Source organism: Providencia sp. PROV182 (assembly GCF_028480325.1).
Lineage (GTDB): Bacteria > Pseudomonadota > Gammaproteobacteria > Enterobacterales > Enterobacteriaceae > Providencia > Providencia hangzhouensis.
Map to the genome: position 1 here is coordinate 216,211 of NZ_JAMPOL010000011.1, position 13,752 is coordinate 229,962.

The window sequence follows — 13,752 nt, forward strand, 5'->3', positions numbered from 1 at the left end:
TATGGCTAAAGAAAAAACTCAGCAAGTTCCGACTGTTAGTTTTGAAAACTCACTTCAAGAGCTAGAACAGATCGTCGCTCGCCTAGAATCCGGTGAACTTCCCTTAGAAGATGCCCTTAATGAGTTTGAACGTGGTGTTCAAATTGCTAAACAAGGTCAAAAAGTATTACAGCAAGCAGAGCAACGTGTACAAATTTTGCTAAGCGATGACGAAAATAAACCTCTAGCCGATTTTTCACCTGATACAGAATAAATTATGTCTGAACAACATTTAGATAGCTTTACGCAGCAACAAAAGCAAGCTTACGACAGAGTCAATCAATACCTATTAGATGCCTTAAATGCGCTGCCGTTTGCAAACCTCCCTCTAGCGCAAGCTATGCGCTATGGCACATTATTAGGTGGAAAACGCTTACGTCCATTTTTAACTTATGCCATCGGCTCGATGTTTGGTGTTAGCCAAGAAAACCTTGATGCCCCTGCTGCTGCAGTCGAATGTATTCATGCTTATTCATTAATCCATGATGATTTACCTGCAATGGATGATGATGATTTACGTCGTGGCCAACCGACTTGCCATATTAAATACGGTGAAGGCAATGCGGTGCTTGCTGGAGATGCATTGCAAACATTGGCTTTCCAATTGCTGTCATCTGCACCAATGCCAGATGTAACAGACAAAGACCGCATAGCGATGATTGCAGAGTTATCATACGCAAGTGGCTTAGCAGGTATGTGTGGCGGACAAGCACTTGATTTAGATGCAGAAGGGAAGCAAGTTGACCTTGAATCTCTCGAGCGCATTCATCAACATAAAACAGGGGCATTGATTCGTGCTGCAATCCGTCTTGGTGCTTTTGCAGCAGGTGAAAAAGGTCAACAATTGTTACCTGTTTTAGATAAATATGCACAATCCATCGGTCTTGCCTTTCAAGTACAGGACGATATCCTAGATGTTATCGGTGATAGTGAAGTCACGGGTAAACGCCAAGGAACTGATGCCGAACATGAAAAAAGTACCTATCCATCGCTATTAGGGCTTGAAGCGGCGCAGAAAAAAGCACGTGAGCTATATCATGATGCAATAGATGCTTTAGAGACACTCCAGTCCCATGGATATAATATAGAAATGTTAAGCGCTTTAGCTAATTTCATTATTGAACGTAAAAGCTGACAATATGCTTTGCCTTTTGGCTACAAGAAGATCGATAATTACGGCAATTTATTACCCTAATGTATCTTCGAATCATTCCTATAACACAACAAAATAGATGGATGACTTCTTAATCACTCGAGAGTTATAGGCAGACGATAAACGAAGGCAACCCAACAGCACATAGAGGCTTTATGCAGCTAAATACTGAAAATAGTCATTTTGTTATGGCTAAGTAAGTTGGGTTTTTTATTAATTATAAGTGAGCAACTAATGAGTATTGATATCGCTAAATATCCAACGCTAGCCTTGGCAGAGACACCAGATGAGCTTCGTCTGTTGCCTAAAGAGAGTTTGCCCAAGCTTTGTGATGAACTCAGACAATTTTTACTGAGTAGCGTAGGTCGCTCTAGCGGTCACTTTGCTTCTGGTCTTGGCGCTGTTGAGCTCACCGTCGCACTACATTATGTCTATAAAACGCCGTTTGATAACCTTGTGTGGGATGTCGGCCACCAAGCCTACCCACATAAAATATTAACGGGGCGCCGTGACCGTATTGATACCATTCGTCAAAAAAATGGTTTACATCCCTTTCCATGGCGTGAAGAAAGTGAATATGACATTTTAAGCGTTGGCCATTCCTCAACATCCATTAGTGCCGGTTTAGGCATGGCCATTGCCGCAGAAAAAGAAAAACAAAACCGTAAAACGGTTTGTGTGATTGGTGATGGCGCCATTACCGCAGGAATGGCATTTGAGGCGATGAACCATGCTGGGGATGCTGCACCTGACATGTTGGTTATCTTAAATGATAACGAAATGTCTATTTCAGAAAATGTTGGCGCACTAAACAACCACTTAGCTCACTTGCTTTCTGGAAAGCTCTACACAACATTGCGTGAAGGTGGAAAAAAAGTTTTTTCTAACATGCCGCCTATTAAAGAGCTACTGAAAAAGACAGAAGAACACATTAAAGGCATGGTCGTACCGGGGACCATGTTTGAAGAATTAGGTTTTAACTATATTGGCCCTGTTGACGGCCATGATGTTGTTGCCTTAGTTCAAACGTTAAAAAATATGCGTGATTTAAAAGGCCCGCAATTTTTACATATCATGACCAAGAAAGGCCGGGGTTATGAGCCAGCAGAAAAAGACCCTATTAGCTGGCATGCTGTTCCTAAATTTGACCCAAGTACCTTCACTTTACCTAAAAGCAAAGAGACGGGGCCAACATTCTCTAAAATCTTTGGGGATTGGCTGTGTGAAGAGGCCAAAGACGATAGCAAGCTGATGGCTATCACCCCTGCGATGCGTGAAGGGTCTGGTATGGTTCGGTTTTCTAAAGAATTCCCAGAGCAATACTTCGATGTCGCGATCGCGGAGCAACATGCTGTCACCTTTGCGGCAGGCCTCGCCATTGGTGGCTATAAGCCTATCGTTGCTATCTATTCCACTTTCTTGCAACGCGGTTATGACCAAGTCATTCATGATGTGGCTATCCAAAAGGTACCTGTCATGTTTGCAATTGACCGGGCAGGCATTGTTGGGGCTGATGGACAAACTCACCAAGGTTCTTTTGATATTTCATTCCTGCGCTGTATACCAACCATGGTTATTATGGCTCCAAGTGATGAAAATGAGTGCCGCCAAATGCTGCATACTGGCTACCATTACCAAGATGGCCCATGTGCGGTTCGTTACCCTCGAGGTACAGGAACAGGCGCTGAATTACAGCCGTTATCACCACTGCCTATTGGTAAAGGTATTATTCGTCGCCAAGGTGAAAAAGTCGCTATCTTATGTTTTGGCACATTATTAAGCCACGCATTAATTGCTGCTGAACAACTCAATGCAACTGTTGTAGATATGCGTTTTGTGAAGCCTTTAGACGAAGCTCTGCTCCTTGAAATGGCCAATACCCATGATGTACTGGTCACTCTCGAAGAAAATGCCATCATGGGTGGTGCTGGTAGCGGTGTGAATGAGTTCCTAATGCATGAGAAAAAAATCATTCCAATCTTAAACCTTGGTTTACCTGACTATTTTATTTCTCAGGGTACCCAAGAGGAACTTATTGCTGAATTGGGCTTAGATTCCACAGGTATTGTTAATTCTATTAATAACTATTTAGCAAAATAGTTATTATCTTCAGGGCATTGCATTAACAATACAGTGCCCTATTCAATCACAAAGCCAATCACTCTTATTTCTTTTCTTAATACGCTAAAAAAGTGTTTAGCTCCCTATTATTACTGACTCACTAATGTTCATTTTAAAAAATCACCTATGTCACATTTTTATTATATTTCAAGATCATTAAAATAAAATATAAAACCAAATATAATCAGTTTATCTACAACGATATTCAGCTATTTACCTGAAATAAGAATACAAACAAAGCTTTTATCTTGAATGTAAATTTTCACAATAAAGGCATGCAAATTATTTTAAAATCTATTAATATGAACTTTGTCACTGTATGACAGCGTAATTTAGTCTCTGAATTATATTCGTCACATATTATTATGAAATATTATTTTTTATATGTAAGAAATGATAATTTATTTTTATAACGAATATATTATTTTAACAATTTTAACCAGAAATTAATAAGTAATTATTTTGTTTTCTTAATTAACAAACCAGGAAACAAATAAACGCTATTCCAACTACAATTTTCATATAGTTTATTTTTATTTAGTCGATTTTAATAAATAGATTTGGGAGCGCTTATGTGTGGACAATATATTAATGAACCCTTGTATTTATCTATTGCAAACTGGGTAATGAAACAAGGGCGCTGGACTACAGCAAGAGAGATATCTAACAACTTTGATATCCCGCATCCTAATGCAGTCAATATTGTTTCTTATATTTTATCTGATGTTGCTGAAATTCAGTGTGAAGTAAAAATGATCCCAAATAAATTATCGGGACGAGGCTGCCAATGCCAGCGGCTTATTAAAGTTAAGAAAATTGATAACCAGCTTTATGCACGTTTAAGAAGTCATCAAGCTGAAAAAGTCACTATCGATTCTCCTATAAAAGCAGCCTCTATGCCACCAAGTGAATTAAATCGAGAGCAAAAATGGCAATGGATGCTATCAAAAGCACAACGTCGTTAAACCTATTTCTTAGCTTCACATCAATAAAAAACGCAGACTTCACTATCTGCGTTTTTTATTTTACGGCCTTTTTGTGAATCATTGCCCCTTAGGTTTTACATCCGTTGTACCAAATAATTGGGGTCGATTAGCTTCAAGCTCTATTAGTGGCTGGGTTTCCTGTAAGTGTTGCTGATACCGGCACGCTAAGTCTTGATATTCCTTAGTATTTAACTGCTTCCAATGCAGTTCTTCATCAGTCACTAAGCGTAAAAAACGGGCTGGACTTCCGACTAACATCTGACGGTATTCTCCTTGAAACCCAGCTTTAACAAAACTCATCGCAGCAACAATGCTTTGTTCGCCGATGACAGCACCGTCCATGATCACACTATTCATACCGACTAAAGCATCACGACCAATAATACATCCGTGCAAAATAGCACCGTGACCTATGTGTCCGCACTCATGGACAATCGTTTCAACATCACTATAGCCATGCATAATGCAACAGTCCTGAATATTCGCACCTTTTTCTATGATCAAACGACCATAGTCCCCACGCAAAGAGGCGTTAGGCCCGACAAACACTCCTTCACCGATAATCACATCACCAATCACTACCGCTGATGGATGTACATATGCGGTGGGATGAACAACTGGGATCACCCCTTCAAAAGCGTAAAAACTCAAGATTCACCTCACTGCTAGCGTACTAGCGCCCTTTCCAACTCGGTGAACGTTTTTCGGAAAACGCCAGCGGGCCTTCTGTTGCATCTTCTGAGTGTAAAACCGCAGGGTAGTTTTTCAGCACGCCGCTACGCATAAGTTTATACCCCTCTTCAACAGTAAGTTCACCTGTAGCGCGGAAAATTTCTTTCAGTGCAGCGACAGCAAGTGGCGCACTTTGGGTGATTTGTTCTGCAAGTTCACGGGCTTTATCCATCAGGCTCTCAATAGGAACCACATCGTTAGCAATTCCCCAACGTAATGCTTCCTGCGCATCCATTCGTCTGCCGGTCATCACCATTTCATTCACGATTGGCGCAGGTAAAATTTTAGGTAAACGTAAAACACCACCGCTATCCGGAACAATCCCGAGTTGGGCTTCAGGTAATGCGAAACTGGCATTTTCAGAACAAATAATCATATCTGCCGCTAAAGCCAGTTCAAAACCACCGCCAAACGCATATCCATTCACCGCAGCAATAACAGGTTTGTTTAAATTAAAAATTTCAGTCAAACCGGCAAAGCCTCCTGGACCAAAATCAGCATCAGGTGCTTCACCTTCCGCCGCAGATTTTAAATCCCAACCCGCAGAGAAAAATCTCTCTCCTGCCCCGGTAATAATGGCGACACGTAGCGAAGGGTCATCGCGAAAATTAAGGAAAACTTCTCCCATTTTGAAACTAGTTTTTGCATCTATTGCATTTGCTTTAGGTCTATCGAGTATGATTTCTAAAATAGCGCCATTTCGAGTGATTTTTAATGATTCGCTCATAATATAATCCTTTCTTCGTCGTGCAGTGACGCTTCAGGTTGCACATGTGCAGCCCGAAAATGTATGCAAAATTAATCAAGTTTGTCGATTATTGCAGATATTTTTTCAATACTTTTCCAGAACAGTTACGCGGTAAATCTTTACGTACCTCAACACACGTTGGCACCTTAAATTTCGCCATTTGTTTTTCACAAAAAGCAAAAAATTCTTCCTGAGTTAAGGTTTCCCCTTCTTCAAGCACAATAAAGGCTTTAATCGCTTCATCTCGGATATCATCCACAATACCAATCACCGCAACATCGACTATGGCAGGATGTGAGGCGATAATATTTTCGATTTCACTGCAAGAGACATTTTCTCCACCGCGTTTGATCATATTGCTGCTTCTATCGACAAAATAGAAAAAGCCGTCTTTGTCTTGGTAAGCAAAGTCACCCGTATGCATCCATCCCGCTTCGTCAAAGGTTTTTGCTGTCGCTTCAGGGCTGTTGTAATACTCTTTAAAGAGGGTTTTACCACGTTCACCTTTTACACAAAGCTCACCAATAACCCCTGTTCCGACAGGTTGGTTATTTCTATCCCGAATTTGAGCTTGATAACAAAAACCAGGGCGGCCAATGGATGGCCAACGACGCATATCGCCAGGCCTATCACCAATCAAACCAACTATCGTCTCCGTCATTCCATACGAAGTTAAAAACCGCTTCACCCCAAAACGGGCCATAAACTGGTCGCGTTCTTCTTCACTTAAATTGAGGTAAAACATGGCTTCTCGTAAACAATGATCTTTTTCGTTATCCGCCAGCGGCTGGCTTAATAATGTGCGGATCATCATTGGGATAAGTTCGACGACAGTCGCTTTGTATTTCACCACTTGTTGCCAAAAACGGCGTGCGCTGTATTTCTCTAATAAAACAAACGTAGCACCGGCAGAAAATGCAGCCATAGAAGCCGTACATTGGCAATCAATATGAAAAGCAGGCATGACCGTTAAATAAATATCATCGGAGCGCAAGCTGTTTTGCCAAGAAGAGTAATAACCCGCAAAGCGGAGGTTATAGTGAGTAATAATCACCCCTTTAGGTTTCGAGGTGGTACCAGAAGTAAATAAAATTTCGGCCGTATCCTCGACATGCAATTCAACCACCTGAGTCAACTGCGTATGTTGTTGTGACTGCTCAAGCCAAAAGTCAGAAATATGCTCTACGGGTTCAATTTGCGTTTCTGTAATCAAAAAAATATGTTCTAAGCTGGTCGCTTCATCAGCGAATACTTGTTGATAAATATCTAAGAAAGAGGAGCAAGTTACCACCATTTTGGGTTGGCAGTTCTGCATGATCCAGGCACTTTCACTGTATTTATAACGCGCATTAATTGGGACCATAATCGCCCCAATTTTAGCCAAGCCAAACCAGCAAAAGAAAAATTCAGGGCAATTATCTAAATGTAAAGCCACTTTATCGCCTTTTTGAATGCCATAAGCTAAAAAGAGATTGGCGGTGCGATTAATTTGCTGGTTCATTTCTAAATAGCTGAACTTGCTAACCTTTCCATCGCAGGATTCAAAGATAAGCGCCTGACTGTTACCGTGGGTGACTGCTAAGTCATCCCACATTTGACGCAAATTTTGTTTACCGATTACATCCATTAATTGTTACCCATCATTTCCCTGATGAATACTCAGCGCAATAGTCATCATTGCCCTGAGTACCCATTCAATTAATCAACTATTTTGGCTAGCCCTTTATCGACTAACCCCCGAATATCAGTTTCGCTGTATCCAATATTTTTTAAGATATCTGTCGTGTCCATACCGTGTGATGGCATGCCTCGCCAGATTTGTCCGGGGTTATTTTTGAATTTAGGCATGACATTAGGACCACGGCAGGTTTTTCCTTCCATTGTTTGCCAACTGGTAATAGATTCGCGCGCAATGTATTGAGGATTGGTTTCTAGCTCAGGAATCGTAAGGACTTTGGCGCTAGCAATATTCAATTCCGCGAGTCTTGCTAACACTTCATCAATCGAACGTGAACCTAGCCATTCATCGAGTTTTTCTTCCACTAAAGGCCCATAAGGGCATTCCACACGGTGAATTAGCTGTGTGCCTTCCGGTATTTCTGGTGTACCTAACAGATGCGCTAACCCAATATCTTTGAAAATTTCCTGAATTTGCGTGATGCCGACAATTTCCATCACGATATAACCATCTTTACAGCTATAGAGACCACAACCTGCGTAATAGGGGTCTTTTCCTTTTGTCATACGTGGACAGATTTCGCCGCCATTAAAGTAGTCCATCATGAAGTATTGCCCCATACGCAACATCACTTCATACATGGCAACGTCAATGCTTTCACCTTTTCCGGTTTCACGTGCTTTATACAGTGCCGCCAGTGCCGCCGTTGTGGCAGTCATGCCAGAAAAATAATCTGCGGTATACGGGAAAGCAGGCATTGGCTGGTCTTTATCACCGTTTTGAATCAGATAGCCACTGAAAGCTTGAGCAATAGTGTTATAAGCTGCGAGGTTGGTATATTGCGGGTCACCGTACTGCCCGAAACCGGATAAGTGTGCAATGACCAGTTTAGGGTTATGTTCCCAAAGTACTTCATCCGTGATACCACGGCGAGCAAATGCGGGGCCTTTACTCGCTTCAATGAATATATCCGTGGTTTCCATCAGTTTTAAAAATGCGTCACGCCCTTCATCCTTGAAAATATTCAATGATAATGCACGTAAATTACGTCGTGACAGCTGAGGGTAGTTGGGTTGAACGCGAATAGTGTCTGCCCAAGCGACATTTTCTATCCAGATCACTTCAGCACCCCATTCTGCAAACATTTGCCCCGCGAATGGGCCAGCAATTTCAATTCCTGAAAATACCACTCTAACCCCAGCTAGAGGGCCAAATTCTGGCATAGGTAGATGCTCTGCCATGTTGTTATCTCCTGTGAAGCAGGGTTGGCCCTCTCGTGAAAGCCATCCCATTACGTTCAGTTATTAGCGGTATTGTTTTAGTACGCTACGGCCTAATGTCAGTATTTGCATTTCATCTGAACCGCCTGATACGCGATCCACACGCAGATCACGCCAGAAACGGGCGATCCGGTGCTCACCTGCAATTCCTACACCACCGAGTACTTGCATCGCAGAGTCCACGACTTCAAATGCCGCATTTGCACAGAAGTATTTACACATTGCTGCATCTCCAGAGGTGATCAATCCATTGTCACTCTTCCATGCAGTTTCATATAACATGTTGCGCATTGAATTGAGCTTGATCGCCATATGTGCAAATTTTTCTTGAATTAACTGAAAACGGCCAATGGCTTCACCAAATTGAACACGCTGGTTAGCATAACGAGCCGCATCTTCGAACGCGCACATCGCAGTGCCATAGTTAGTTAAGGCCACTAAGAAACGTTCATGGTCGAACTCTTCTTTTACACGGTTAAAACCATTACCTTCGCGGCCAAACATGTCCTTTTCATCAAGTTCGACATTATCAAAAGTGATTTCACAACAGCTATCCATGCGTAAACCCAGTTTTTCAAGTTTGTTCACCTTGATACCTGGTTTGCTCATATCTAAGAACCATTCGGTGAAAACAGGTTTGTCTGGTGAATCCGCATCACGGCTCATCACCACAATGTATGGGGTGTAAGCACTACTGGTGATAAAACATTTGCTACCATTCAAATACACTTTGCCATTACGGCGTTGGTAAGTAGTTTGTAGGCTACCTACGTCAGAGCCCGCCCCCGGTTCAGTGATCGCCGAGTTCCACATTTGTTTACCCGTACCGCGGAACGCCATGATTTTATCAATCTGCTCTTGAGTTCCTTCTCTTAGCACTGTATTAAAACCGCCCGGTAGTTGGTACAGCACATAGGTTGGTGCCCCCAGGCGACCCAGCTCCATCCATACCGCAGCAACGGTGATAAACCCTGCATCTAAGCCGCCATGTTCTTCTGGGATCAGCAGGTTATCGATTTCCATATCCGCTAACGCTTTTACAAAGCGTTCAGGATACTTACTGTCGCGGTCACATTCAGCGAAATAGCTTTCCCAGTTTTCACTGGCCATCAGTTCACGGATCCCTGCGACAAACAGCTCCTGCTCATCATTCAATCTAAAATCCATATCAATAACCTCTTAAATGTTGTTTCTGAGTAAATTAGTCATTTTTCCAATGCACTTTGGCATCTTTAATAAAGGAGAGCGTTACCATGATGTTGACGAAAAAAAGTGGGCATCCTCCGGCAATTATCGCTGTTTGAATGGGTTTTAATCCGCCTAACGCCAGCAAAACAATGCCGATAACACCGACTAAGACAGACCAACCGATGCGCACTAACAATGGCGGCTCATCACCATCTTTCACTGCGCGACAAGTCGACATAGCGAGGGTGTAGGAACAGGCATTAATGAGTGTCACAGTGGCGATAAAGCAGAGGATGAAGAAGCCCCAAATTGTTACAGTGCTCAAAGGTAAGGCAGCCCATGTTTCAATGATGGCGCGCGCAACGCCGAATTCTTCAATTAGTTTGGGAACATTAATAATATTTTGGTCAACAAGTTGGAGTGTGTTACTCCCTAAAATAGTCCAAATTAACGTTGTTCCCGCCGTCAAGCCTGCCACCATCCCGATACACAACTCACGGACGGTACGGCCTTTAGAAATACGCGCGAGGAAGATACACATTTGAATGGCATAGATAACCCACCATGCCCAGTAAAACACTGTCCAGCCTTGTGGGAAGCCACTTTTACCTACCGCATCGGTATAAAACAGCATGCGAGGCATATACATCATTAGGACACCGATAGAATCAGTGAAATAGTTCACAATGAAGCTAGCGCCACCAACAATAAATACCCATCCCAACATCAAGAAACTCAGGTAGCTACGGACGTCACTCGCAATTTTCACCCCTTTTTGCAGGCCGAAAGCCACACAAATTGCATTTAGTATGATCCAACAGAAAATGATGATGGCATCAAGTTGTAAGGTATGAGGAATACCAAATAAATATTGAATACATTCAGTAACTAACGGTGTTGCTAATCCTAGACTAGTTCCCATTGCTAATATCAACGCAACGAGATAGAAGTTATCAACAAGCGTACCAAACCACCCGTTTACCCGTTTTTCCCCTACCAGAGGAACTAGCGTACTACTTGGACGAATAACATCCATTTTGCGAACAAAGAAGAAATAACCGAATGCGACAGATAAGAAGCTATAGGTCGCCCATGGGAGTGGTCCCCAGTGAAACAGGCTGTATGCAAGCCCAATATTTTTAGCCTCATTTGAATAAGGTTCAAAGCCAAAAGGCGGTGCAGAAACGTAATAATAGATTTCAATCGACCCCCAAAACAGCACGGCAGCTGAAGTACAAGATGCGAACATCATAAAAATCCAGCTTGCTCGGCTAAATTCAGGCTTCTCTTCCCCTAGACGTTTTTTAGCGTATGGTCCTAAAATTAACCAAAACCAGCCACCAAACATCACGACCATATACCACTCAAATGCCCAGCCCCACACATTGGTGACATAGCTGAAAACTTGGTTGATAACTTCATTTGAAGCATCAAGGTCACGGACAGTTAACCAACACAATAGTCCAACAATGATCAACGGTGGAAAAAAAACCTTCGGTTCTATCCCACCTTTTTTATTTTCTTTGCTCATAGTTCGATCCCAATTTATTATTTAATACATAAGTTTTAAAATAGATATTATTCTCAATACCTAATACATAACCTCATACTTACATTTATTTAAAACTTATATTTATTATTAAATCCCGAGAAACCTAATTAAGTATTAATTCAAATTCTATCTAAATCATGTCTAGTCCCCATTAACAATTCTGTTATTAAGGTCACAATATTATTCGTGATAAATAATTGTTATTGTTTTTTCTATTTAAAATAACTCTAAATACCAATAAATACATAGAGATAAAATATTGTGTAACGTTAATGTTATTAAATACCTTCAGTATTGGTGATTCAGGTAGCAATATTGAACATTTCATTGATAACTAGGTGATTTTTATAATATTGGTGAGTAGGGTATCAGTATGAGTAATTAAACTCCCTTTAATTTAAGGTTTTCAATATTGGTGACTTAGGTTTTATTTTTAAATATCCAGATCATGATAATTATATAATCCGAAACCGAAACGGATCATATTTATTAATATTATTTTAGGAGATGTAATGAATATTATTACATGCTATAAATCTGTTCCTGATGAACAAGATATTATTGTAAATAGCTCAGATGGTTCTTTAGATTTTTCACGTGCCGATACCAAAATCAGTCAATATGATTTAAATGCAATTGAAACTGCCAATCAAATAAAAGCGCAGCAAGTAGACAGCAAAGTAATTGCGTTAAGTATTGGTGGTAAAGCACTAACTAATATGAAAGCGCGTAAAGATGTGCTATCACGTGGCCCAGATGAGCTGGTTGTTGTTATTGATGACCAACTTGAGCATGCACTGCCCCATCAAACTGCGATTACCCTTGGTGCCGCGGCACAGAAAGTGGGCTTTGATTTAATTATTTGCGGTGATGGTTCCGCAGATCTCAATGCACAACAAGTGAGTATTTTATTAGGTGAAACCCTGCAAGTTCCTGCCATTAATGGTGTGAAAAACATTGTTTCTATCACAGCCGATACGGTGATTGTAGAGCGTGAACTGGAAGACGAAATTGAAACGTTATCCCTTCCATTACCAGCCATTATCGCTGTTACCTCCGATATTAACGTTCCCGTTATTCCATCCATGAAAGCCATCTTAGGTGCTGCTAAAAAACCCGTCCAAGCTTGGACGATGGCAGATATTGGCTTAGATAACGTTGCCGCATTATCGTCTCAATCTATCGCCGCACCAAAACAGAAAGTTCGCCAGCGGATCATTATTGAAGGTGATGGAGATGATCAAATTGCGCAATTTGCAGAACATTTAAGAAAAATCATTTAATCGGAGGAGTTATGAGTAAATTATCAACCGTTTGGGTATTTAGTGACATGACTTCCCGTTTGCCTGAACTTATCGGCGGTGCTCTCACCCTTGGTGAGCAAGTCAATGTTTTCGCCCTAGATGAAGCGCAAAGCTCACAAGCTTTTCAACTTGGTGCGACCCAAGTTTTTCAATTAGCAGGTAAACCCGACGACCGTATTATTGAAGATTATGCAGACACTATCGTTTCAACCATCAAACAGCATGGTGATAAAGGTTTATTACTGTTACCGAATACCCGTAGAGGTAAATTACTAGCAGCACGCTTAGGGGCTAGACTACAAGCAGTCGTCTCTAACGATGCAACAGCAGTTACAATCGAATCTGGAAAACCTGCAATTAAACATATGGTTTACGGTGGTCTCGCCTTCGGTCAAGAGACTCTAGATAGCGCATTTTCAATTGCAACACTTACCTCTGGTACATTTGAAGCAGCCCCAAGTGATGCATCACGTAACGGCACGGCTCAAGCTACACAATGGGTCGAACCAAAACAATCTATTGTACGTACCTCGATTCAGAAAAAAGCAGGTAGCTCAGTTGAATTAGATAAAGCACGCTTAGTTGTCAGTGTAGGACGGGGTATTGGTAGTCAAGAAAACATCGCTATTGCTAAAACGCTTGCCGACACAATAGGTGCTGAAATCGCTTGTTCCCGCCCAGTCGCAGAAAATGAAAAATGGATGGAACATGAGCGCTATGTGGGTATTTCCAACTTAATGCTCAAACCAGAGCTTTACCTCGCTGTCGGCATTTCAGGGCAAATTCAACATATGGTCGGTGCGAATGGCGCACAAACTATCGTCGCTATCAACAAAGATAAAAATGCCCCTATTTTCCAATTTGCTGACTACGGGATAGTAGGCGATCTGTTCAAAATCTTACCTGCTTTAACGCAACAACTGGCGAAATAAACTCAATAACAGTGAGGCATTTTCCTCACTGTTTTAGTG

At 41.6% G+C, this 13,752-nt stretch carries 12 protein-coding genes; 6 read left to right on the top strand and 6 right to left on the bottom strand.

Features of this window, described 5'->3' with window-relative positions; genetic code table 11:
- Position 1: 1 nt before the first annotated feature.
- The 4 genes from xseB to caiF all read left to right on the top strand — a co-directional run bounded on the left by xseB (position 2) and on the right by caiF (position 4,278).
- Complete coding sequence (gene xseB, locus PR834_RS10335) at positions 2-253, top strand: exodeoxyribonuclease VII small subunit (RefSeq protein ID WP_004914571.1); 252 nt, start codon at positions 2-4, stop codon at positions 251-253.
- 3 nt (positions 254-256) lie between these two features.
- The gene (gene ispA / locus PR834_RS10340; RefSeq protein ID WP_004905476.1) at positions 257-1,174 is read left to right on the top strand and encodes a (2E,6E)-farnesyl diphosphate synthase; all 918 of its coding nucleotides are present in this window, start codon (positions 257-259) and stop codon (positions 1,172-1,174) included.
- A 252-nt stretch (positions 1,175-1,426) separates the two neighbouring features.
- Positions 1,427-3,292: a 1-deoxy-D-xylulose-5-phosphate synthase gene (dxs, locus tag PR834_RS10345; RefSeq protein WP_272536632.1), complete on the top strand. Its 1,866-nt coding sequence runs from the start codon at positions 1,427-1,429 to the stop codon at positions 3,290-3,292.
- A 593-nt stretch (positions 3,293-3,885) separates the two neighbouring features.
- Positions 3,886-4,278 carry a carnitine metabolism transcriptional regulator CaiF gene (gene caiF, locus PR834_RS10350; RefSeq protein ID WP_004905481.1) on the top strand — a complete coding sequence of 131 codons (393 nt, stop codon included), beginning with the start codon at positions 3,886-3,888 and terminating at the stop codon, positions 4,276-4,278.
- Positions 4,279-4,356: 78 nt separating this feature from the next.
- On the opposite strand, the gene caiE is transcribed toward caiF, so the two are convergent.
- The 6 genes from caiE to caiT form a co-directional block, all read right to left on the bottom strand.
- Entirely contained in the window at positions 4,357-4,950 is a 594-nt protein-coding gene (caiE, locus tag PR834_RS10355; RefSeq protein ID WP_004905486.1) for a carnitine operon protein CaiE, read from the bottom strand.
- 22 nt (positions 4,951-4,972) lie between these two features.
- Positions 4,973-5,758, bottom strand: a complete 786-nt coding sequence (gene caiD / locus PR834_RS10360) for a crotonobetainyl-CoA hydratase (protein ID WP_094961958.1) — start codon at positions 5,756-5,758, stop codon at positions 4,973-4,975.
- A gap of 88 nt (positions 5,759-5,846) precedes the next feature.
- On the bottom strand, positions 5,847-7,406 hold the full coding sequence (gene caiC / locus PR834_RS10365) for a crotonobetaine/carnitine-CoA ligase (RefSeq protein WP_140172104.1): 1,560 nt from the start codon (positions 7,404-7,406) through the stop codon (positions 5,847-5,849).
- Between the two features lie 71 nt (positions 7,407-7,477).
- Positions 7,478-8,698, bottom strand: coding sequence for an L-carnitine CoA-transferase (caiB, locus tag PR834_RS10370; protein ID WP_094961956.1), 1,221 nt, complete (start codon positions 8,696-8,698; stop codon positions 7,478-7,480).
- 63 nt (positions 8,699-8,761) lie between these two features.
- Positions 8,762-9,904, bottom strand: coding sequence for a crotonobetainyl-CoA dehydrogenase (gene caiA / locus PR834_RS10375; RefSeq protein ID WP_004905499.1), 1,143 nt, complete (start codon positions 9,902-9,904; stop codon positions 8,762-8,764).
- 34 nt (positions 9,905-9,938) lie between these two features.
- Positions 9,939-11,456: an L-carnitine/gamma-butyrobetaine antiporter gene (caiT, locus tag PR834_RS10380; RefSeq protein ID WP_004905502.1), complete on the bottom strand. Its 1,518-nt coding sequence runs from the start codon at positions 11,454-11,456 to the stop codon at positions 9,939-9,941.
- A gap of 533 nt (positions 11,457-11,989) precedes the next feature.
- On the opposite strand from caiT, the gene fixA reads away from it, so the two are divergent.
- Both fixA and PR834_RS10390 read left to right on the top strand, forming a co-directional pair.
- The gene (gene fixA, locus PR834_RS10385; RefSeq protein WP_196725273.1) at positions 11,990-12,760 is read left to right on the top strand and encodes a putative electron transfer flavoprotein FixA; all 771 of its coding nucleotides are present in this window, start codon (positions 11,990-11,992) and stop codon (positions 12,758-12,760) included.
- A gap of 11 nt (positions 12,761-12,771) precedes the next feature.
- Positions 12,772-13,713, top strand: a complete 942-nt coding sequence (locus PR834_RS10390) for an FAD-binding protein (protein ID WP_004905511.1) — start codon at positions 12,772-12,774, stop codon at positions 13,711-13,713.
- Positions 13,714-13,752 lie beyond the last annotated feature (39 nt).